The following is an 18857-nucleotide window of genomic DNA, read 5'->3' on the forward strand; positions in this document are numbered from 1 at the left end:
CGGCCGGCAGGACAGCGGATAGCCCGCCGCCTCCCGCGCCGCGGTCGCCGCGTCGCCGCGCCGGATCGCCTCCACCAGCGGGGCGTGGTCCATGTAGCTGTCCGGGTCGAGCGCCGCCCCCACGTCCCCGCGCAGCCATTCCCGCAGCACCTCGCCGAGGTCCGCGTAGAGCGCCGTCAGCACGTCGTTGTGGGAGGCGGCCACCACCGCCATGTGGAAGCCGGTGTCGGCCGTCACGAACGCCTCCACGTCCCCTGACCCCCACGCCTCGTCGCGCCGGCGCAGCAGCGCCTCGAGCTGCCGCAGTTCCCGCTCGGTGCGCCGCTCGGCGGCCAGCGAGGCCGCGCTCGCCTCCAGGGAGGAGCGCAGCTCCGCGACGTGCCGGGGATCGGCGTCCGCGAACCGGCGGTGCATCACCCCGGCCAGTTCGCTGGTGGCGACCACGTACGTGCCCGAACCCTGCCGGATGTCCAGCAGTCCGTTGTGCGCGAGCGCCCGCACCGCCTCGCGGACGGTGTTGCGGGCCACGCCCAGCTGCTCCACCAGCTCGGGCTCGGTGGGGATCCGTGAGCCGACCGGCCACTCACCGGAGGTGATCTGGGTCCGCAGGGCCGCGATCACCTGTTCGGACAGTGCCGAGCGACGGGGATGGGTCAAAGGCATGGCAAACCTTTGCACGAGGCGGGCCGGCCGGGAGCCGGTGCGACTGGACAGCCAATCATCCCATGATTCTATGATGGATCCATGTCTGATGGGCGTCCTGCCTCGCACGAGGCGATCGAGAACCCGGCCGGGCGGCCGGAAACCCCCCGCGGCGACCGCGACCGCGCCGGGGCGGCACCGGCCGTGTCCGCCGCTCCCGTCGCGCCCCCTGCCTGGCGCGCCCAGCTGCTGGTCGCCGCCGTGGTGCTGGCCGCGCTCAACCTGCGCCCGGCCGTCACCAGCCTCGGCGCCCTGCTCGAGGAGGTCCGCGAGGGCTTCGGCATGAGCGGCGCCGTGGCCGGCCTGCTCACCTCGGTGCCCTCCCTCTGCTTCGCCGCCTTCGGCGTCGCCGCGCCCCGCCTGGCCCGCCGCTTCGGCGCGGCCGCGGTGGTCTGCGCCGGCATGGCGGCCATCGCCGTCGGCCTGCTGGCACGCCCCTGGACGGGATCCACCGCCGCACTGCTGGGCGCCACCGCGCTGGCCCTGATGGGCATCGCCGTCAGCAACATCCTGATGCCGGTCATCGTCAAGGAACGGTTCCCCGACCGGGTCGGCCCCATGACCGGCCTCTACTCGATGGCCCTGGCCCTCGGCACCTCCTCGGCCGCCGCCCTCACCGTGCCGCTCACCGGCGCCCTGGGCGGCGACTGGCGCCTGGGCCTGGCCGCGTGGTCCCTCCTCGCGCTGGCCGCCGCGCTCGTCTGGCTCCCCCTGCTGCGCGACCGGGAGCACGCGCCCCGCAGCCGCCCCCGGACCGGGGCCCCCACGCCGGCGCGGGCGCCGGCCCGGCCGCCGATGCGCAGCATCACCCGCAGCCGCACCGCCTGGTCCCTCGCCGTCTTCTTCGGCCTCCAGAGCACCTGCGCCTACGTCACCATGGGCTGGCTCGCCCAGGTCTTCCGTGACGCCGGGGTCTCCGCCGGGACGGCCGGCGTGCTGCTGGCCGTGAGCATGGTGATGGGCGTGCCGCTCTCCTTCGTCATCCCGCGGATGGCCGCGCGGCTGCCCCACCAGGGCCCCATGGTGATCGCCCTCGGCGTCAGCGGACTCGCCGGGTACACCGGCCTGATCCTCGCCCCGGCCTCCGGAGCCTGGCTCTGGGCGGTGCTGCTGGGCCTCGCCAACTGCGCCTTCCCGCTCGCCCTCACCATGGTCGGCATGCGCGCCCGGACCGGCGAGGGCGTCGGCCGGCTCTCGGCGTTCGCGCAGAGCACCGGCTACCTGATCTCCATCCCCGGCCCGGTGCTGGTCGGCGTCCTCTACCAGCACAGCGGCGGCTGGTCCCTGCCGCTGACCCTGATGGCCGCCCTGATGATCCCGCAGATGATCTTCGGCGTGCTGGCCGGGAGGAACCGGACGGTCGAGGAGGAACTGGCCCCGCGCCAGGACCCCGCGACGGCCGCGGTCCGCTGACCACCCGGTGCCGGTGCGGCCCCGCGGGAGTGGGAGACTGGGGCCATGGTGCTCGACCCCAACCCCCAGAACGGCCAGAGGAAGCTGCTGCTCGTCCTCGGCTCCTTCCTGCTCATCATGGTGATCATCGGCGTCATCGCCTCGGTCGCCGCGCCCTGACGACGGCCCCGGAGGCCTGGGCGGCCCCCGGCGGGAAGCGTCCCCCGTCCCCCGCCCCGCGGGCGGGGGTGGGGCTGTCCCCCCGTCCCCTAGGGGGCGTTCCTCAGGGTCGAATGGGTGGATCACCGGATGTGGCGCCGAGCGCCCGTTCCGTAGCGTCGGAGCGTGGCCCGGGACGGCCACCGGCCGCGCGACGGCCGGGACGCGCCCTACAGCATCCGGAGGCATCATGCCCGTCCGTACGACGATCTCCTGCTCCGCTCCGGCGAGCGGTGACGGCGCCGGAACCGGCGCCCGGGCCGGGCTGCCCTGGTGGGGTCTCGTGCTGCCGGTCCTGGCCTTCGTGACGCTGCTCCTGCTGGTCACCGACCCCGCCTCCGGCCCGGAGGCCGGGGGCGCCGCACTGCTGACCCGCCTGGCGGAAATGGCCGGCCGCTGAGGCCGTCGGCCGACCCGGCCCGGTGACGCCCGCCAACTCCCGGGGCCCCGGCTCCCGTTTCGTGCAAAGCTGGGATCCATGAGCGTCGCAGAACCCCGCAGGATCGTCCTTTTCCGGCACGCGAAGGCCGACTGGCCCGACGTCGCCGACCACGAACGGCCGCTCGCCGAGCGGGGGCGCACGGACGCCCCGGTCGCCGGCCGCAAGCTCGCCGACTCCGGCATCCCCTTCGACCTGGCCCTGTGCTCCACCGCGAACCGCACCCGCGAGACCTGGAAGCTCGCCGTGCACGAGTTCCCCCAGCGGCCGCGGACGGTCTACGAGGAGCGGATCTACGAGGCGACGCCCGGCGAGCTCGTCGCCGTGCTGAACGAGACGCCCGAGGAGGCGCACAACGTCCTCATGATCGGCCACAACCCCGGGATCCACGGCCTCGCCGAGGTGCTGGCGGGCTCCGCCGAGGGCGACGCCAGGGAGCGGATGGTCCGGCGCGGCTTCCCCACCGCCGCCTTCGCGGTGCTCACCTTCACCGGCTCCTGGAAGTCCCTGGAACCGGGCGCGTGCACGCTGACCGACTATTGGGCGCCCACCAAGTGACGCACCGCGCGCCGCGCCGGGGAACCGCCCTCGGCACGGCGCGCCCGACCCCGTCCGCCCCGGCCGGCCGGAGCCCGGCGGTCAGTGCTCGGCGAGGCCCCCGTCGGCGGCCTCGACCTCCTCGCGGCTGATGCCCAGCAGGTAGAGCACCGTGTCGAGGAAGGGCACGTTCACCGCCGTGTGGGCGGCCTCCCGGACCACCGGCTTGGCGTTGAAGGCGACGCCCAGGCCCGCCGTGTTCAGCATGTCCAGGTCGTTGGCGCCGTCACCGATCGCCACCGTCTGGGCCAGCGGGACGCCGGCCTCGGCCGCGAACCGGCGCAGCAGCCGCGCCTTGCCCGCGCGGTCCACCACCTCGCCGATCACCCGGCCGGTCAGCCGCCCGTCGACGATCTCCAGCGTGTTGGCCTGCGCGAAGTCCAGGCCCAGGCGCTCCCGCAGGTCGTCGGTCACCTGGGTGAAGCCGCCCGACACCACGCCCACCTGGTAGCCCAGCCGCTTCAGGGTGCGGACCAGGGTGCGCGCGCCCGGCGTCAGCCGCACCTCGCTGCGCACCTTCTCCACCACCGAGGCGTCCAGGCCCTCCAGCAGCGCCACCCTGGCGTGCAGCGACTGCTCGAAGTCCAGCTCGCCGCGCATCGCCGCCGCCGTCACCTCGGCGACCTTCTCCTCGCAGCCGGCGTGGGCCGCGAAGAGCTCGATGACCTCGTCCTGGATGAGCGTGGAGTCCACGTCCATCACCACCAGTCGCTGCGCACGGCGGTGCAGCCCGGCCGAGACCACCGCGATGTCCACGCCGAGCGCGGCGGCCTCGGTGGCCAGGGCGGTGCGCAGCGGCGCCGTCTCCACGCCGGAGACGGCGAACTCCACGGCGGTGACCGGGTACTTCGCCAGGCGGAAGATGCGGTCGATGTTGCCGCCGGTGGCGGTGATCCGGGAGGCGATCGAGGCGGTCGACTCGGCGGTCAGCGGGTTGCCCAGCACGGTGACGATGGACCGGCCGCTGCCGCGCGGCCGGTTGTCACCGGTGCCGGAGAGGATCTCCGCCTCCATCTTCATCGACCCCGCCCAGCTGTGGACGGCGGCCCGCAGGTCACCCTCCTGGCCGCCGGGCGGCTGGGTGATCAGGGCGCAGAGCACCATCCGGCCGCGGATGACGACCTGCTCGATGTCGACGACGTCGACACGGTAGGCGGTGAGGGTTTCAAACAGACCGGCGGTGATCCCGGGGCGGTCCTTGCCGAAAACCTTGACGAGGAGAGTGGGGACGACGGAGTTCTGCGCAGCGCTCATGGTCCTCCCACCGTATCCGTCCCGAGCCCCCGCCCGCCCCACCGGTCCGCCACCCGGACGACCTCCGGCGGACGGACCGGCACACCGTGCCCGCGGCGGGGCGGACCCGCCCGGATCGCGTGGTTGAACCCCCTCTGCCCGGTTCCGCGCCGCCGGCGGGACCGGCGATGATGGCGATTCGGTACCTGTCCACCGGTCCGGCTTCCGGTCGCGCCGCGTGGCCTGGAATAGTTCCCCCGGACGTTCGACTTCCCTGGACTCCCTGTGTCGGGGGCCAATTCGGGGGACAACTCAGTGGGGCATGGAGTGCCAGAACTCGTACTCGAATACAACGGACGGACCTGGACGCTCGATTCGTCCAGGTCCTACACGATCGGCCGGGACCCGCAAGGGGACTTGGTCCTCGACGACGCCAGGGTCTCCTGGCGCCACGCCACCGTCAGCCACGCCGACGGCGGCTGGGTGATCGAGGACCACGGCTCCACCAACGGCAGCTATGTGCGAGGGCAGCGCATCCAGCGGACACGGCTCGAGCCCGGCGTCCCGGTCCACCTCGGCAACGCGACCGACGGCCCGCGGCTGAACCCCTCCGCCGCGGCCGCTCCGGCCGCCCAGCCGCTGCAGCACGCCTCGACGCAGGCCCCGCAGCCGCAGCCCGCCGTGCCGCACGCGCAGCCGCAGCCCCACCCGGGTCCGCCGCAGCAGGCGCCGCAGACGCCGCAGCCCCCGCACGCCGGCGGCTGGGATCCCCGGCCGCCGGCCCCGCAGCCGCAGTCGCAGCCGTCCTTCCCGCACCAGGCCGGCCCCGCCGGTCCCCAGGCGGCCGGCCCCGCCGGCGCCCAGCCGATATACGCGGAGCGCAGCCCCACCACCTTCCACCAGCTGGCCCTCGGCCGGGTGATGCGCATCGGCCGTGCCCTGGAGAACGAACTGGTCGTCTCCGACCTCCAGGTTTCCCGGAACCACGCCGAGTTCCACGCCATGCCCGACGGCCGCTGCGAGATCCGCGACCTCGGCTCGCACAACGGCACCTACGTCAACGGCCAGCCGATACCCAAGGGCGGCACCCGGGTCCTCGGCCCGTCCGACGTCGTCGGCGTGGGCCACTCGACGTTCCGGCTGGTGGGCGACCGGCTGGAGGAGTTCGTCGACACCGGCGAGGTCAGCTTCTCGGCCCGCCACCTCACGGTCACCGTCGACGGCGGCAAGCAGATCCTCAAGGACGTCTCGTTCGCCGTCCCCGAGAAGTCGCTGGTCGCGGTGATCGGCCCGTCCGGCTCCGGCAAGTCGACCCTGCTCAAGGCGCTCACCGGCTACCGGCCCGCCGACCAGGGCGACGTCCTCTACGACAACCGGAACCTGTACAAGCAGTTCGCCGAGCTCCGCCAGCGCATCGGTCTGGTCCCGCAGGACGACATCCTGCACAAGGAGCTCACCGTCAAGAAGGCCCTCGCCTACGCGGCCAAGCTCCGCTTCCCCGCGGACACCACGTCCGCCGAGCGCGCGGCCCGGATCGACGAGGTGCTGCGCGAGCTCAAGCTCGACGTGCACAAGGACAAGAAGGTCACCTCGCTCTCCGGCGGCCAGCGCAAGCGCGTCTCGGTGGCGCTGGAGCTGCTGACCAAGCCGTCGCTGATCTTCCTGGACGAGCCCACCTCCGGCCTCGACCCGGGCATGGACCGCGACGTGATGCAGCTCCTCCGCGGCCTGGCCGACGACGGGCGCACGGTCCTGGTGGTCACCCACTCGGTGGCCGAGCTGGCGCTCTGCGACAAGCTCCTGGTGATGGCGCCCGGCGGCGCCGTGGCCTACTTCGGCCCGCCGGACGAGGCGCTCAACTTCTTCGGCTACTCCACCTGGGCCGACGTCTTCTCCGCCTTCGAGAACTACCGCGACTACGACTGGGCGGGCCGCTGGAAGGGCTCGCAGCACTACCGGACGTACGCCGCGGACATCGACGCGGTGGCTCCGCAGACGGCGTACGCGCCGCCGCCCCAGGCGATCCGGCCGCCCAAGCCGCAGGGCTGGTTCTCCCAGTTCCTGACGCTGGTCCGCCGCTACGTCTCGGTGATCGCATCGGACCGCGGCTTCCTGGCGCTGATGGTGATCCTGCCGGCCGTCATCGGCTCGGTGAGCCTGCTGATCAACCCGGACCGGGGCCTGCTGCCCAACCCGCTGAACCCGCAGACCGGGCGGATCGTCCCCAACGGCACCGCCACCACGGTCCTGCTGATCCTCGCGGTCGGCGCCTGCTTCGCCGGCGCCGCCAACTCGGTCCGTGAGCTGATCAAGGAACGGGTGATCTACGAGCGGGAGCGGGCCACCGGCCTGTCACGGTCGGCCTACCTGATGTCCAAGGTCTTCGTCCTCGGCCTGATCACGGTGTTCCAGGGCCTGCTGGTGGGCGTGATCGGCTTCGCCGGCCGCGAGATCCCCGAGGAGGGGCTGCTGCTCGAGGGCATGGCGCTGATCGAGCTCTCGCTGCCGATCATGGGCCTGGGCTTCACCTCGATGATGTTCGGCCTGATCATCTCGGCGCTGGTGAGGACGGCCGAGAAGACCATGCCGCTGCTGGTCATGTTCTCGATCATCCAGGTGGTCTTCACCGGCTGCCTCTTCGCCCTGCACGGCACGCCCGGTGTCAACGAGTTCTCGTACCTGATGCCCTCGCGGTGGGCGGTCGCGGCCGCGGGCGCCACGCTCGACTTCAACCGGATCGCCCCGCCGGAGCCCGGCGCGGCGAACGACCCGCTGTGGGAGCACACCCTCGGCGCCTGGTCGCTGGACATGATCGCGCTCATCGGCCTCGGCGCGGTCTGCGGCTTCTTCGTGGCCCGCTTCCTGCGCCGGCACGAGCCGGAGGTCATGCGGAAGTGACCGCGCGGCCCGCCCCGGGGCGGGCCCGGACATGACGCAAGGGCGGCACCCCCGGTGGGGGTGCCGCCCTTTCAACGTGTCAGCGGTTCCTGCTGAGAGGTCCGCGCATGCCTCAGTACGCGCTGTTGACGTTGTCGATGGTGCCGTAGCGGTCGGCGGCGTAGTTGGCCGCGGCCACGATGTTGGCGACCGGGTGGTAGATGTCGTCCGGCGTGCCCTCGACGTGGTACGTCTCGAAGGTCGGCGGGATCACCTGCAGCAGGCCCTTGGACGGGATGCCGTTCTTGGCGTTGATGTCCCAGAGGTTGATCGCCTTCGGGTTGCCCGAGGACTCACGGATGATGTTCTTGTACAGACCGTGGTAGGAACCCGGAATGTCGTTCTTGTCCATGATGTCGAGGGCCTCGCGGATCCAGCCGTCCAGGTTGTTCGCGTAGACCTTCTTCGTCTCGGCCTTCTTGGCGACCGGACGTGCGGCGGAGCGGCTGGCTTCCTTCTCCTGGCGCTCCTTGGCGGCCTTCTCGGCGGCGGCCTTCTTGGCCGCGGCCTCGGCGGCGGCCTTCTTCTCCTCGGCCTTCTGCTCCGCCTGCTGGGCGGCGACGGCCTCCGCCTTGACGCTCGCGCCCGCGGCCTGGTCGGCGATGCCGGCCTTCACGTTCTGGATCTGACCGGCGCTGTAGACCACCGACTGGGCCTGGCCGGCCTCGTTCGTGGTGGTCCCGGCCTCGGCCGGGACGACGGTGAAGGCGAGGGCCGCGGCGCTCAGGGCGCCGGCACCGGCGATGCCGATCTTCTGCATCTGCTTCTTGGTGACGGCGGTGCGGTGAGCGGAAAGGTTGAACTTCGGCATGGAACCTCATTCGTTGCGCGGAGGTCGCTCGGCGTCCGGGGTTCGGACTGTCCGGACCTGCCGGACGGAAGTGCACCCGAGGGGCGCTGTCTGCGCCGCGGACGAATCCGCTGCGGTGAGCGACATGAGCAATTCTTAGCGACCGCAAAATGCCCTGGCAATCATGTGATCTACTATCTCGACTAGGAGAATTCATCAGGCAAATCGGGACAGATGGGGACTCAACGCCTGTTCATCGGGTGATGATATGTCCAAGTTGTCTCCTATCTTCCTTCGTAAGTGACGCCCGTCTCGTGGAGGGCCTCACACGGTACCCATCGCCGCTTCACGCACGGTTGCTTGCGCAATGCTCTCTGTCAGTGAATTCGGGGCATGGCCCAGGACCCGGGACGGGGCCGTTCCTGGTCCTCGGGACCGATCCGGCTGCCGCGGACCGCCGGTAGCGTGACCGCATGGACCAAGGGACCACCCGCTCGCCCGCCGGCCTGGCCGCCGTCAGCGACGCGCTGCTGGCCATGAGCCGGCGCCTGGAGGTGGGGGACGTCCTCAAGACGATCGTTTCCCGCGCCCGCGAACTGCTCGGCGCCCGTTACGCCGCCCTGGGCGTGCCCGACGACTGCGGCGGCTTCGCCCGCTTCGTGGTCGACGGCGTCGACGAGCGGACGTGGAAGGCCATCGGCCCCCTCCCGCGCCAGCACGGCATCCTCGCCGCCATGCTCCACGAGGGCCCGCAGCGCCTCGACGACGTCCGCGCCGACCCCCGGTTCGAGGGCTGGCCCGCCGCCCACCCCGAGATGACCGACTTTCTCGGCATGCCGATCCGCGACGGCGACGAGATCCTCGGCGCCCTCTACCTGGCGAACAAGGAGGGGGCGAACAAGGAGAGGGCGGACGGCGAGGGGACGGGCCCGGGGGGAACGGACGGGGAGGGGAAGGACCGCGAGCAGACGGACGGCGAGGGGACGCACCGCGCGGACGCCGGCCGGCGCCCGCCGGCCACGGCCGACGGCTGCGGCTTCACCGAGGAGGACGAGGAACTCCTCTCCCTCTTCGCCCAGCACGCCGCCATCGCCCTCACCAACGCACGCCTCTACGAGCGCAGCCGCGAACTCACCATCGCCGAGGAGCGCTCCCGCCTCGCCCACGAGCTGCACGACGCGGTCAGCCAGAAGCTCTTCTCGCTCCGCCTCACCGCCCAGGCCGCCGCCACCCTGGTCGACCGGGCGCCGGCCCGCGCCAAGGAGGCCATGGGCGAGGTCGCCGCACTGGCCGCCGAGGCCGCCGACGAACTGCGCGCCGCGGTGATCGAGCTGCGCCCCGCCGCACTCGACGAGGACGGACTGGTCGCCACCCTGCGCAGCCAGGTCCAGGTCCTCGACCGCGCCCACACCGCCCGCGTCTCCTTCACCAGCCACGACGTGCGCGCCCTGCCCGCCGCGCAGGAGGCCGCGCTGCTGCGGGTCGCCCAGGAGGCGCTGCACAACGCGCTCCGCCACGGCGACCCGCGGAACGTCGAGGTCGTCCTGGAACGCAGGGGACCCAAGGCCGTGCTGCGGATCCGCGACGACGGCCGGGGATTCGCACCGGAGGCCGTGCTCCAGGCGGGCCGGCACCTGGGCCTGGTCTCCATGCGGGACCGCGCCACCGGCGTGGGCGGCACGCTCACCGTCAGCTCGGCGCCCGGCGAGGGCGCCGTCGTGGAGATGGAGGTTCCCGGTGGCTGACCCGGTCAAGGTCCTGCTCGTCGACGACCACCAGGTGGTCAGGCGAGGGCTGCGCACCTTCCTCGAGGTGCAGGACGACATCGAGGTCGTCGGCGAGGCCGGGAACGGCGAGGAGGGCGTCGCCCGCGCGGAGGAGCTGCGGCCCGACGTCGTCCTGCTGGACATCCGGATGCCCGGTTCCGACGGCATCGAGGCCCTGCGCCGCCTGCGCGCCCTGGGCAACCCGGCCCGCGTCCTGGTGGTGACCAGCTTCACCGAGCGCCGCACCGTGGTCCCCGCGCTGCGGGCGGGCGCCGCCGGATACCTCTACAAGGACGTCGACCCCGACGCCCTCGCCGCGGCGATCCGCTCCGTCCACGCGGGCCAGACCGTCCTCCAGCCGGAGGTCGCCGAGGCCCTGCTCTCCCAGGAGCAGGGCGCCGGGGAGGGCCGGAGCGCCGCCCTCACCGAACGGGAACGGGAGGTCCTGGACCTGATCGCCGACGGCCGCTCCAACCGCGAGATCGCCCGTTCCCTCTTCCTCAGCGAGAAGACGGTCAAGACCCACGTCTCCAACATCCTCATGAAGCTCGACGTGGCCGACCGCACCCAGGCCGCCCTCTGGGCGGTCCGCCACGACCTCTCGTGAGCGGCTCCCCGCCCGGCCCCTCCGGCCGCCGGCCCGTCCCGCGGGGCGCCGGCCCCCGCGTCCGGCGGCACGCGTCCCCCGTCCCCCGCCGCCCGCCGCCCGGGGCCCCCGCGTCCGGCGGCACGCGTCCCCCGTCCCCCGCCGCCCGCCGCCCGGCGCGAGCGCCCCGCGCCACGCGGCGAGGGCGGAGGAACCGCAGGCCGCCGGCCGAGGGGCGTCACCCCCGGTGGCGCTCCTCCACCGCCGCGTTGTACGCGGCGACCATCGCCCGGCGGGCCGTCCGCTCCACCGGCCGCAGCGCCTCCCGCCGCGCCGCCATCTCCCCGGCGCTCACCGCACCCCCGTGCCCCCGCTCGTACGCCAGTGAGACCAGCAGCCCCACCCGCTCGGCCAGCCGGAGCACCCGCGCCGCCCGCGGCGGATAGCCCGGCGCCAGCGCGTCACGCCCGTGCACCCGCTCCGCCCGCGCCCGGTACGCGTCCAGCGCCGCCTCGGCGACCGGACCCGACGCCGCCACGTCCAGCCGCGTCAGCACCTCGGTCGCCTCCCGCAGCGCCTCCGCCAGCTCCCGCTCCGCCTCACCCAGCGACGGCACGTCGGCCAAAGGCCCCTCCCGCACCGGCAGACAGTGCCAGACGACCTCCACGTGCACGTCCGCGGCGTCACCCGCCTCCTCCGGCCCGGCCGCGTACACCTCCGGCACCAGCCCCAGCGCCACCCCGTGGCAGACGACGGCCTCCTCCGCCTCCAGCGCCCGCGCGTTGAACTCCGCGGGCCCGCTCAGCCCCAGCGGGTGCCCGGGCGCGGGCAGGGCCAGCCGCAGTCCGGTGGCCCCCAGCGCGCGCAGCCGCCCGAGCGCCAGCGACAGACCGACCGGGGCGTCCTCCCCGGGCAGGCCCTCCACCCGGTGCAGCGCGTCGTCCCCGACAATCCCGGCCACCGCGTCGTCAGGCGGGACGAGATGGGCGAGAAGGGCATTTCCCCAGGCGGTCAGGCGCCCGGCACGTGGTTCGGTGAGCATGCGCCCAGCCTAAGGACCGTCCCACTGGATTCCCCAGGACACCGGGTGGCGTAGATTTTTCCGAAAGGGCTGCGCCCGCCGGCGCACACGACAGCCGACACCGGCCGCCGCCGTCACGACGGGGAGGGCCGAGAACGCAAGGGGAGACAGCGCGCTGATGAGCGATGTTCTGGAGCTTGAGGACGTATCCGTGGTCCGCGAGGGCCGGGCTCTGGTGGACCGGGTCTCCTGGTCGGTGAAGGAGGGGGAGCGCTGGGTCATCCTCGGGCCCAACGGCGCGGGCAAGACCACCCTCCTCAACGTCGCCTCCAGCTACGTCTACCCGAGCAAGGGAACCGCCACGATCCTCGGCGAGACCCTGGGACGGCCGGGCACCGACGTCTTCGAGCTGCGCCCCCGCATCGGCATGGCCGGCATCGGGATGGCGGAGAAGCTGCCCAAGCGCCAGACCGTCCTGCAGACCGTGCTCACCGCCGCCTACGGCATGACGGCCGCCTGGCAGGAGGAGTACGAGGACGTCGACAAGGAGCGCGCCGTCGCGTTCCTCGACCGCCTCGGCATGAGCGGTTTCATGGACCGCACGTTCGGCACCCTGTCCGAGGGCGAGCGCAAGCGCACCCTGATCGCCCGCGCCCTGATGACCGACCCCGAGCTGCTGCTCCTCGACGAGCCCGCCGCCGGCCTCGACCTCGGTGGCCGCGAGGACCTGGTGCGACGCCTCGGCCGCCTGGCCCGCGACCCGATCGCCCCTTCGATGATCATGGTCACCCACCACGTCGAGGAGATCGCCCCCGGCTTCACCCACGTCCTGATGATCCGGCAGGGCGAGGTCCTCACCGCGGGCCCCATCGAGCTGGAACTCACCTCCCGCAACCTCTCCCACTGCTTCGGCCTGCCCCTGGTCGTCGAGCAGGTCGGCGACCGCTGGACCGCCCACGGCCTGCCGCTCGCCTAGGTCCCGCCCGGCAGGTCCCGCCCGGCAGGACCTGCCCGACCGGGGCCGGGCCGGACGCCGAACCTCACCCGGCCCCGTCCCGATCCCTCCCCGAGCCCTTTTCCGCGCCCCCGTTCGCGCTCTGTCCGCGACGGGGGCGCGGTCCTACCATGAACGCGTGGACATCGACGCGTGGGTCTGGTGGCTGGTGGCGGCGGCGGTGCTCGGCATCGCCCTGGTGATCACAGCGATGCCCGAACTGGGGATGCTCGCCGTCGGCGCGGTCGCCGCGGCGGCCGTCCGGGGCCTCGGCGGCGGCATCGTCCTTCAGGTGGCCGCTTTCGTGGTCGTCTCCGTGGCGCTGATCGCGGTGGTGCGCCCCATCGCGGCCCGGCACCGGTCCAGACCCCAACTCGCCAGCGGCGTCGACGCGCTGCGCGGGCGTCAGGCGGTCGTGCTGGAGCGCGTCGACTCCCGGGGCGGGCGGATAAAGCTCGCCGGGGAGGTCTGGTCGGCGCGCGCCCTGGAACCGGGCCGCGTCTACGAGGCGGGCGAGGAGGTGGACGTCGTCGACATCGAGGGAGCGACCGCCGTCGTCCTGTGAAGCCTCGCGCCCGGCCGACGCCGCTCGCCGGCCCCGCCGCCCGTCAGACGAACCGGGCAAGTGGCCGGAACCCGCCCCAGCGGTGACCGGGGTCTGCGAGACTCGGGCGGAAAGATCTTCGACAACCACGCCGTCTGCCGCCCGCGACGCGGCCGAGAGGGGTACGGGGAGCCACGATGGAACCGGTCATCATCGTCCTGATCATTCTGGTGGTGTTGGTCTTCATCGCCCTGATCAAGACCATCCAAGTCATACCGCAGGCCAGCGCGGCGATCGTCGAGCGCTTCGGCCGCTACACCCGCACCCTCAACGCGGGGCTCAACATCGTGGTGCCGTTCATCGACACCATCCGCAACCGGATCGACCTCCGCGAACAGGTCGTCCCGTTCCCGCCCCAGCCGGTGATCACCCAGGACAACCTGGTCGTCAACATCGACACGGTGATCTACTACCAGGTCACCGACGCCCGGGCAGCCACCTACGAGGTGGCCAGCTACATCCAGGCCATCGAGCAGCTCACCGTCACCACGCTGCGCAACATCATCGGCGGCATGGACCTCGAGAGGACCCTCACCTCCCGCGAGGAGATCAACGCCGCCCTGCGCGGCGTCCTCGACGAGGCCACCGGCAAGTGGGGCATCCGCGTCAACCGCGTCGAGCTCAAGGCCATCGAACCGCCCACCTCCATCCAGGACTCGATGGAGAAGCAGATGCGCGCCGACCGTGACAAGCGCGCCGCGATCCTCCAGGCCGAAGGCGTCCGGCAGTCCGAGATCCTCCGCGCGGAGGGCGAGAAGCAGTCGCAGATCCTGCGCGCCGAGGGTGAGGCCAAGGCCGCCGCGCTCCGCGCCGAGGGCGAGGCCCAGGCGATCCGCACGGTCTTCGAGTCCATCCACGCGGGCGACCCGGACCAGAAGCTGCTCGCCTACCAGTACTTGAAGATGCTTCCGGAGATCGCCCAGGGAGACGCCAACAAGCTCTGGATCGTGCCCAGCGAGATCGGTGACGCGCTCAAGGGCCTCGGTGGCGCACTCGGCAACTTCACCCCGCAGAACGGCGGTCCGGGCGCCGCCCCGGGCAGGCCCGCGGGCAGCGGCACCGACCGCCTCGAGAAGCCGACCATCGACTGACGGCGTCCGGGCGCCGACCCCCGTACGGCCGGGCAGGAACGAGCGACGGGCAGGGGCCTGTCACCCCGCTCGGGGTGACAGGCCCCTGCCCGTCGCTCGTCCCGCTCGTCCCGGCTAGGCGGCCGCCCGGACCGCCAGCCAGTCCGGCAGGTCCGCGAGGTCGCTCCTCCCGCCCATCGCCAGCAGCATGGCGTCGGCCGGCGTCGGCTCGAACGGCTGGTGCAGCAAGGGCATTCCGGCCTGCTCCGGAGTCCGGTCGGCCTTGCGGTGGTTGTCCTCGGCGCAGGAGGCCACCGTGTTCAGCCAGGAGTCCTTGCCGCCCTGCGCCCGGGGCACCACGTGGTCGACGGTGGTCGCGCGGCCACCGCAGTAGGCGCACCGGTGCCGGTCCCGCACCAGCACACCCCGCCTCGACCATGGCGCTTGTCTTCGGAACGGCACCCTGACGTACCGGCAGAGCCTGATCACCCGTGGCGCGGGTATGTCCACCGCCGCGCCCCGCATCCGCAGATCGGGGTGGGCCTGCTCCACGACCGCCTTGTCCTGGAGCACCAGCACCACGGCGCGGTTCAGCGTCACCGTCGACAGCGGCTCGAAGCTCGCGTTCAGCACCAGCGTGTCCCGCACAACCAGCCCACCTCTCGTGTGCCGGCCGCCCCCCTGGCAGGCCGGAATCCCACTCTGGCCGGGCGTGACGCAAGGGACAACGCAATATCCGCCGCCCTCACGGCAGAAAAGAAGCCCGCCCCTGATCACTTCCAAGACCAGGGGCGGGCAAACGTGCCGCGCGGCACTGACACCGGCTCAGCTTCCGGCGGGCACCTCGTACTCACCGATCAACTGCGCCCGGGCCAGCGTGTGGAAGCGGAGATTGAATCCGACCGCCGCCGGACTGGTGTCCGCGTCCGGACCGAGCTTCTCCTGGTCCACGGCATAGACCGTGAACACGTAGCGGTGCGGTCCGTCCCCGGCCGGCGGCGCGGCGCCGCCGAAGTCACGGGTGCCGTAGTCGTTGCGCGCGTGCACCGCACCCTCGGGCAGACCCTCGAACTTGCCCGAGCCCGCACCCGCCGGAAGCTCGGTCACGGTGGCCGGGACGTCGAACAGCACCCAGTGCCAGAAGCCGCTGCCGGTCGGCGCGTCAGGATCGAAACAGGTCACCGCGAAGCTCTTGGTCTCCGGCGGAAAGCCCTCCCACCGCAGGTGCGGCGACGTGTTGCCCGCCGCGTGCACCTGCGCGTCCGCGAGCGTGCCGCCCGCCTCGACGTCGTCGCTCGCCACCGAGAACGACGGCACCTGCGGGTGGAAGTCGTGCGGCAGCGGCGGCCTGGTGGACTCGGTCACCTCGGTACCTCCTGGCTGTGGTTCGGAAAGACTCGGTACTACCCGTCCCGTCCGAGCCTAGAACCAGTTCCGCCTGCTGCCGACCTCGGACAGCCACTGGTTGAGGTAGGCCGCCCAATCGGTCGTCTGGTAGTCGTGCAGCGCCACCTTGAACGAACGGAAGGTGTCGCTCCCCTCGCTGAACAGCCCCGGCTTCTTGTCCATCTCCAGGACGACGTCCATCTCCGACTGGTCGGCGACGAAGCTGACCTCCACCTGGTGCAGGCCCCGGTACTGCTGCGGAGGCAGGAACTCGATCTCCTGGTAGAACGGCAGCTTCTGCCGGGTCCCGCGGATGTGCCCGCGCTCCACGTCGGCGTTCTTGAACCGGAAGCCCAGGCGGACGAAGGCGTCCATGATCGCCTTCTGCGCCGGCAGCGGGTGCACGTTCACCGGGTCGAGGTCGGAGGAGTCCACAGCCCGGGCGATCGCCAGCTCCGTGGTGACACCGACGTGCATGCCGCGCAGGGGAGAGCCCTCGATCATCGTGATCGGCGTCTCCCACGGCACGTCGATGCCGAACGGCACCACGTGCGTCGCACCGGCCTGCAGCTGGAAGGCTCCGCCCAGCGGCACCTTCAGGAACTCGATGTTCTGCCGGTGCTCCTGGTCGTCGGCGCCCTCGACCTCGACCTGCGCCTGGAGTCCGACCGAAAGCCCTTCGATCTGCTGGTCGACGGAGCCGCCCTGGATCCGCACCTCGCCCTGGACCACACCGCCGGGGACCACGTTGACCTCGGTCAGCACGGTCTCCACCGAGGCGCCCCCGGCCCCGAGACTCGCGAGCAGCTTCTTGAACCCCATCTGTATCCCTCTCTCCAGGCGCCCCCGTGGGTCCGCGCCCGCTCATTCGTCCCTGGATCCTGTGATTCCTGACGAGTACTGGTAACGCGTGGAGCCGTGGGACGGTTCCTGACCCCCGAATCCCCACGGAACGGGCCGAGTTCCTCCGCATCAGCGGCCCCACCTGCGATCCGTGGTCCTCCAGTACGCTCGGAGGACATGATCGCGAGCCCCGACCGTACGCCCCCGCCCGGGTCCTCCTCCGACAGGCACGTCCGCGATGCGGCCCCCGGCCCGCCGGCCCGGACCCTGATCCGCACGCCCTCCGGGGGCCCGACCGCCCTCGGCGCCCTCCGCGGCCGCACCGCGCGCAACACGGTGGTGTCCGGTCCGCTCGGCCACGCGCACGTCCACTCCGCCCACGGCACGTCGAGGCAGTCAGCATGAACGTCGATCTCCTGTCCCGTCCCGCCGAAGAGGTCGCCCCCCGGCTGCTCGGGAGTGTCCTCACCTGCGAGACCTCCGAGGGGACCGTACGCATCACCGTCACGGAGACCGAGGCGTACGCCGGCACGGCCGACCCGGCCTCCCACGCCTACCGGGGCCGGACACCCCGCAACGCCGTCATGTTCGGACCCGCGGGACACCTGTACGTCTACCGGTCCCACGGCCTCCACTGGTGCGCCAACGTCGTCACCGGGCAGGACGGCATCGCCTCAGCCGTCCTCATCCGGGCAGGCAGGGTCGTCGAGGGGGAGGACCTGGCACGCGAGCGGCGGGGGGAGAGGGTCGAGAGCCCGCGTCTTGCCCGAGGGCCGGGGAACTTCTGCCAGGCACTCGGCATCACGGGAGAGCACAACGGCGTGAACCTCCTGACGGGTGGCCCGGTCATGCTGTCCGAGGGCGAGCCGGTACCCGCCGCGCACATCCGGGTCGGTCCCCGGGTGGGCGTGAGCAAGGCCCACGACTGGCAGCACCGGTTCTACCTCGCCGGTGACCCGACGGTCTCGGCGTACCGACTGAGCCCGCGAGCCAAACCGTCCGCCGGCGCCTGAGCCGCTGTGCGCGACGCCGTCCGCGCCCCCAGCGGCTTCCCGTCCGCCACCCACTCAGGTGCTTCCACCCCTTCCGACCAGGCACGCAACGGTCCCTTGCCGGAGGGCTCGGCGAAGGGCTTGACGCGGGACCCGGGGATCCGTAAGGTAGCCCGAGCCGCAAGACACGGCGGGTGTTCTGCCCTCACCGTGTGCGGCCACTCCACTACTCAACCTCTCCCCTTCAGCGGGGTGAATTCTCGCGTGCCCGCACGCACTGAATTCGAACCGCCCGACTCGATTATGAGTTCCGGCGGGGAATCGGTTAGCGTAGTGAATGCCGAAAGGCCGACGGATCCGATCCCGAAGCCCAAGGCAACCCACTCCGACTGGGAATCAGACGCCGAAAGGATCTGGTAGAGTCGGAACCGCCGGAAAGGAAAGCGCGGAAGCGCCGGACTGGAAAGCACCGAGGAAATCGGAACGGAAACGGCGACGCGCGGCTGTCGGCGGTGGGCCTGCCGCGGGCGCTTCCGGCGGGCGGCGCGGCGCGGGCCGGCGCCGGCGGCGGAGAGCTCGACCGGCGGGCCAAGCTGCGGGCGGAACTCGGCGCCCTGGGGCGCTGGTTGGTCCTCGCGGTAGGCGCGCTCGAGGAAGGGCGCGGGCACCGGCTCCTGCTGGACGCCGCGCGGCGGTGGCGGGACGAGGACGACACTCCGTTGGTCGTGATCGCCGGAGAAGGGTCGCTGCGGGGCGAGTTGCAGCGGCGGATCGAGCACGAGGGGCTGCCGGTACGGCTGTTGGGGCGGCGCGACGACCTGGGGTCCCTGCTGACGGCGGCGGACGTGGGGGTGGTGGCGGACTGCGCGGAAGGCCGTTCGCTGTTCGCCCAGGAGGCACTGCACGCCGGGCTGCCGCTGGTCGCGGCGGACGTTCCCGGCATGGCCGAACTCGTCGGTGACGGCGCGGAGCTGGTGCCCTTCGGTGACGCCGGGAAGCTCGCCCGCGCGGTGTCCGTGCTGCTCGTCGACGCGGGGCGGCGCGAGGAACTGGTGCGGCGGGGGGCCTGGCAGGTGGGGGCGTGGCCCACGGAGGACGAGACGGTGGCGCAGGTGCTGAGCGTCTACGACGAGTTGACGCAGCCGCTGCCGCTCGCCTGACCCCGGCCGCCACCGGGCCGCCTTCCGCCTGCGCGCGGTCCTGCCGCCGGGCGGCGCGCGGACCATGCCCCTCCGCCCGCGGGAGGGCCGGGCGGCGGTCCTGTGGGGGCCGGTCACTGACAGGGC

At 72.6% G+C, this 18857-nt stretch carries 17 protein-coding genes and 3 pseudogenes; 13 read left to right on the top strand and 7 right to left on the bottom strand.

Annotated elements, in window-relative coordinates; genetic code table 11:
• Window positions 1-663, bottom strand: a 663-nt coding sequence (locus tag A2U95_RS16980; protein ID WP_166023461.1) for a FadR/GntR family transcriptional regulator, incomplete at its 3' end; no start/stop codon positions are given.
• An 81-nt stretch (window positions 664-744) separates the two neighbouring features.
• Here A2U95_RS16980 and A2U95_RS16985 point away from each other — a divergent pair.
• The 4 genes from A2U95_RS16985 (at window position 745) to A2U95_RS16995 (ending at window position 3310) form a co-directional block, all read left to right on the top strand.
• Window positions 745-2115 (top strand): CynX/NimT family MFS transporter, encoded by a 1371-nt coding sequence (locus tag A2U95_RS16985; protein WP_166023463.1) that lies wholly within the window; start codon window positions 745-747, stop codon window positions 2113-2115.
• Window positions 2116-2163: 48 nt separating this feature from the next.
• A complete protein-coding gene (locus A2U95_RS33380; protein ID WP_277350945.1) occupies window positions 2164-2274 on the top strand; it encodes an SGM_5486 family transporter-associated protein in 111 nt (36 codons plus the stop codon).
• A gap of 229 nt (window positions 2275-2503) precedes the next feature.
• Window positions 2504-2713: a hypothetical protein gene (locus tag A2U95_RS16990; RefSeq protein WP_166023465.1), complete on the top strand. Its 210-nt coding sequence runs from the start codon at window positions 2504-2506 to the stop codon at window positions 2711-2713.
• 78 nt (window positions 2714-2791) lie between these two features.
• Window positions 2792-3310, top strand: coding sequence for a SixA phosphatase family protein (locus tag A2U95_RS16995; protein ID WP_166023467.1), 519 nt, complete (start codon window positions 2792-2794; stop codon window positions 3308-3310).
• Window positions 3311-3391: 81 nt separating this feature from the next.
• On the opposite strand, the gene serB is transcribed toward A2U95_RS16995, so the two are convergent.
• Entirely contained in the window at window positions 3392-4603 is a 1212-nt protein-coding gene (gene serB / locus A2U95_RS17000; RefSeq protein ID WP_166023469.1) for a phosphoserine phosphatase SerB, read from the bottom strand.
• A 306-nt stretch (window positions 4604-4909) separates the two neighbouring features.
• Between serB and A2U95_RS17005 the strand changes: the two genes are divergently transcribed.
• On the top strand, window positions 4910-7480 hold the full coding sequence (locus A2U95_RS17005) for an FHA domain-containing protein (protein WP_206282899.1): 2571 nt from the start codon (window positions 4910-4912) through the stop codon (window positions 7478-7480).
• Window positions 7481-7592: 112 nt separating this feature from the next.
• On the opposite strand, the gene A2U95_RS17010 is transcribed toward A2U95_RS17005, so the two are convergent.
• Window positions 7593-8330, bottom strand: a complete 738-nt coding sequence (locus A2U95_RS17010) for a transglycosylase SLT domain-containing protein (protein ID WP_166023473.1) — start codon at window positions 8328-8330, stop codon at window positions 7593-7595.
• 452 nt (window positions 8331-8782) lie between these two features.
• On the opposite strand from A2U95_RS17010, the pseudogene A2U95_RS33775 reads away from it, so the two are divergent.
• The 3 genes and pseudogenes from A2U95_RS33775 to A2U95_RS17020 all read left to right on the top strand — a co-directional run.
• Window positions 8783-9196, top strand: a pseudogene (locus tag A2U95_RS33775) (GAF domain-containing protein); the annotation flags it as partial.
• A gap of 141 nt (window positions 9197-9337) precedes the next feature.
• Window positions 9338-10054, top strand: a pseudogene (locus tag A2U95_RS33780) (sensor histidine kinase); the annotation flags it as partial.
• Complete coding sequence (locus A2U95_RS17020; RefSeq protein WP_166023477.1) at window positions 10047-10682, top strand: response regulator; 636 nt, start codon at window positions 10047-10049, stop codon at window positions 10680-10682. The pseudogene A2U95_RS33780 and the gene A2U95_RS17020, both read left to right, overlap by 8 nt.
• A gap of 217 nt (window positions 10683-10899) precedes the next feature.
• On the opposite strand, the gene A2U95_RS17025 is transcribed toward A2U95_RS17020, so the two are convergent.
• Entirely contained in the window at window positions 10900-11703 is an 804-nt protein-coding gene (locus tag A2U95_RS17025; protein WP_166023478.1) for a hypothetical protein, read from the bottom strand.
• A gap of 157 nt (window positions 11704-11860) precedes the next feature.
• On the opposite strand from A2U95_RS17025, the gene A2U95_RS17030 reads away from it, so the two are divergent.
• From A2U95_RS17030 to A2U95_RS17040, 3 genes are all read left to right on the top strand, one after another.
• Window positions 11861-12658 (top strand): ABC transporter ATP-binding protein, encoded by a 798-nt coding sequence (locus tag A2U95_RS17030; protein WP_166023480.1) that lies wholly within the window; start codon window positions 11861-11863, stop codon window positions 12656-12658.
• Window positions 12659-12815: 157 nt separating this feature from the next.
• A complete protein-coding gene (locus tag A2U95_RS17035; protein WP_166023482.1) occupies window positions 12816-13241 on the top strand; it encodes an NfeD family protein in 426 nt (141 codons plus the stop codon).
• A gap of 176 nt (window positions 13242-13417) precedes the next feature.
• Window positions 13418-14371 carry an SPFH domain-containing protein gene (locus A2U95_RS17040; protein ID WP_166023484.1) on the top strand — a complete coding sequence of 318 codons (954 nt, stop codon included), beginning with the start codon at window positions 13418-13420 and terminating at the stop codon, window positions 14369-14371.
• A 114-nt stretch (window positions 14372-14485) separates the two neighbouring features.
• On the opposite strand, the gene A2U95_RS17045 is transcribed toward A2U95_RS17040, so the two are convergent.
• The 3 genes from A2U95_RS17045 to A2U95_RS17055 all read right to left on the bottom strand — a co-directional run bounded on the left by A2U95_RS17045 (window position 14486) and on the right by A2U95_RS17055 (window position 16558).
• Window positions 14486-14998: an HNH endonuclease gene (locus A2U95_RS17045; protein ID WP_166023486.1), complete on the bottom strand. Its 513-nt coding sequence runs from the start codon at window positions 14996-14998 to the stop codon at window positions 14486-14488.
• Between the two features lie 177 nt (window positions 14999-15175).
• Complete coding sequence (locus A2U95_RS17050; RefSeq protein WP_166023488.1) at window positions 15176-15715, bottom strand: YbhB/YbcL family Raf kinase inhibitor-like protein; 540 nt, start codon at window positions 15713-15715, stop codon at window positions 15176-15178.
• 57 nt (window positions 15716-15772) lie between these two features.
• Complete coding sequence (locus A2U95_RS17055; protein WP_166023490.1) at window positions 15773-16558, bottom strand: sporulation protein; 786 nt, start codon at window positions 16556-16558, stop codon at window positions 15773-15775.
• A gap of 422 nt (window positions 16559-16980) precedes the next feature.
• On the opposite strand from A2U95_RS17055, the gene A2U95_RS17060 reads away from it, so the two are divergent.
• Both A2U95_RS17060 and A2U95_RS17065 read left to right on the top strand, forming a co-directional pair.
• Window positions 16981-17592 (top strand): DNA-3-methyladenine glycosylase, encoded by a 612-nt coding sequence (locus tag A2U95_RS17060; RefSeq protein ID WP_166023492.1) that lies wholly within the window; start codon window positions 16981-16983, stop codon window positions 17590-17592.
• Window positions 17593-18041: 449 nt separating this feature from the next.
• A pseudogene (locus A2U95_RS17065) lies at window positions 18042-18731 on the top strand (glycosyltransferase family 4 protein); the annotation flags it as partial.
• Window positions 18732-18857: the final 126 nt, after the last annotated feature.

The sequence above is a fragment of the Streptomyces chilikensis genome (assembly GCF_001642695.1).
Classification (GTDB): domain Bacteria; phylum Actinomycetota; class Actinomycetes; order Streptomycetales; family Streptomycetaceae; genus Streptomyces; species Streptomyces chilikensis.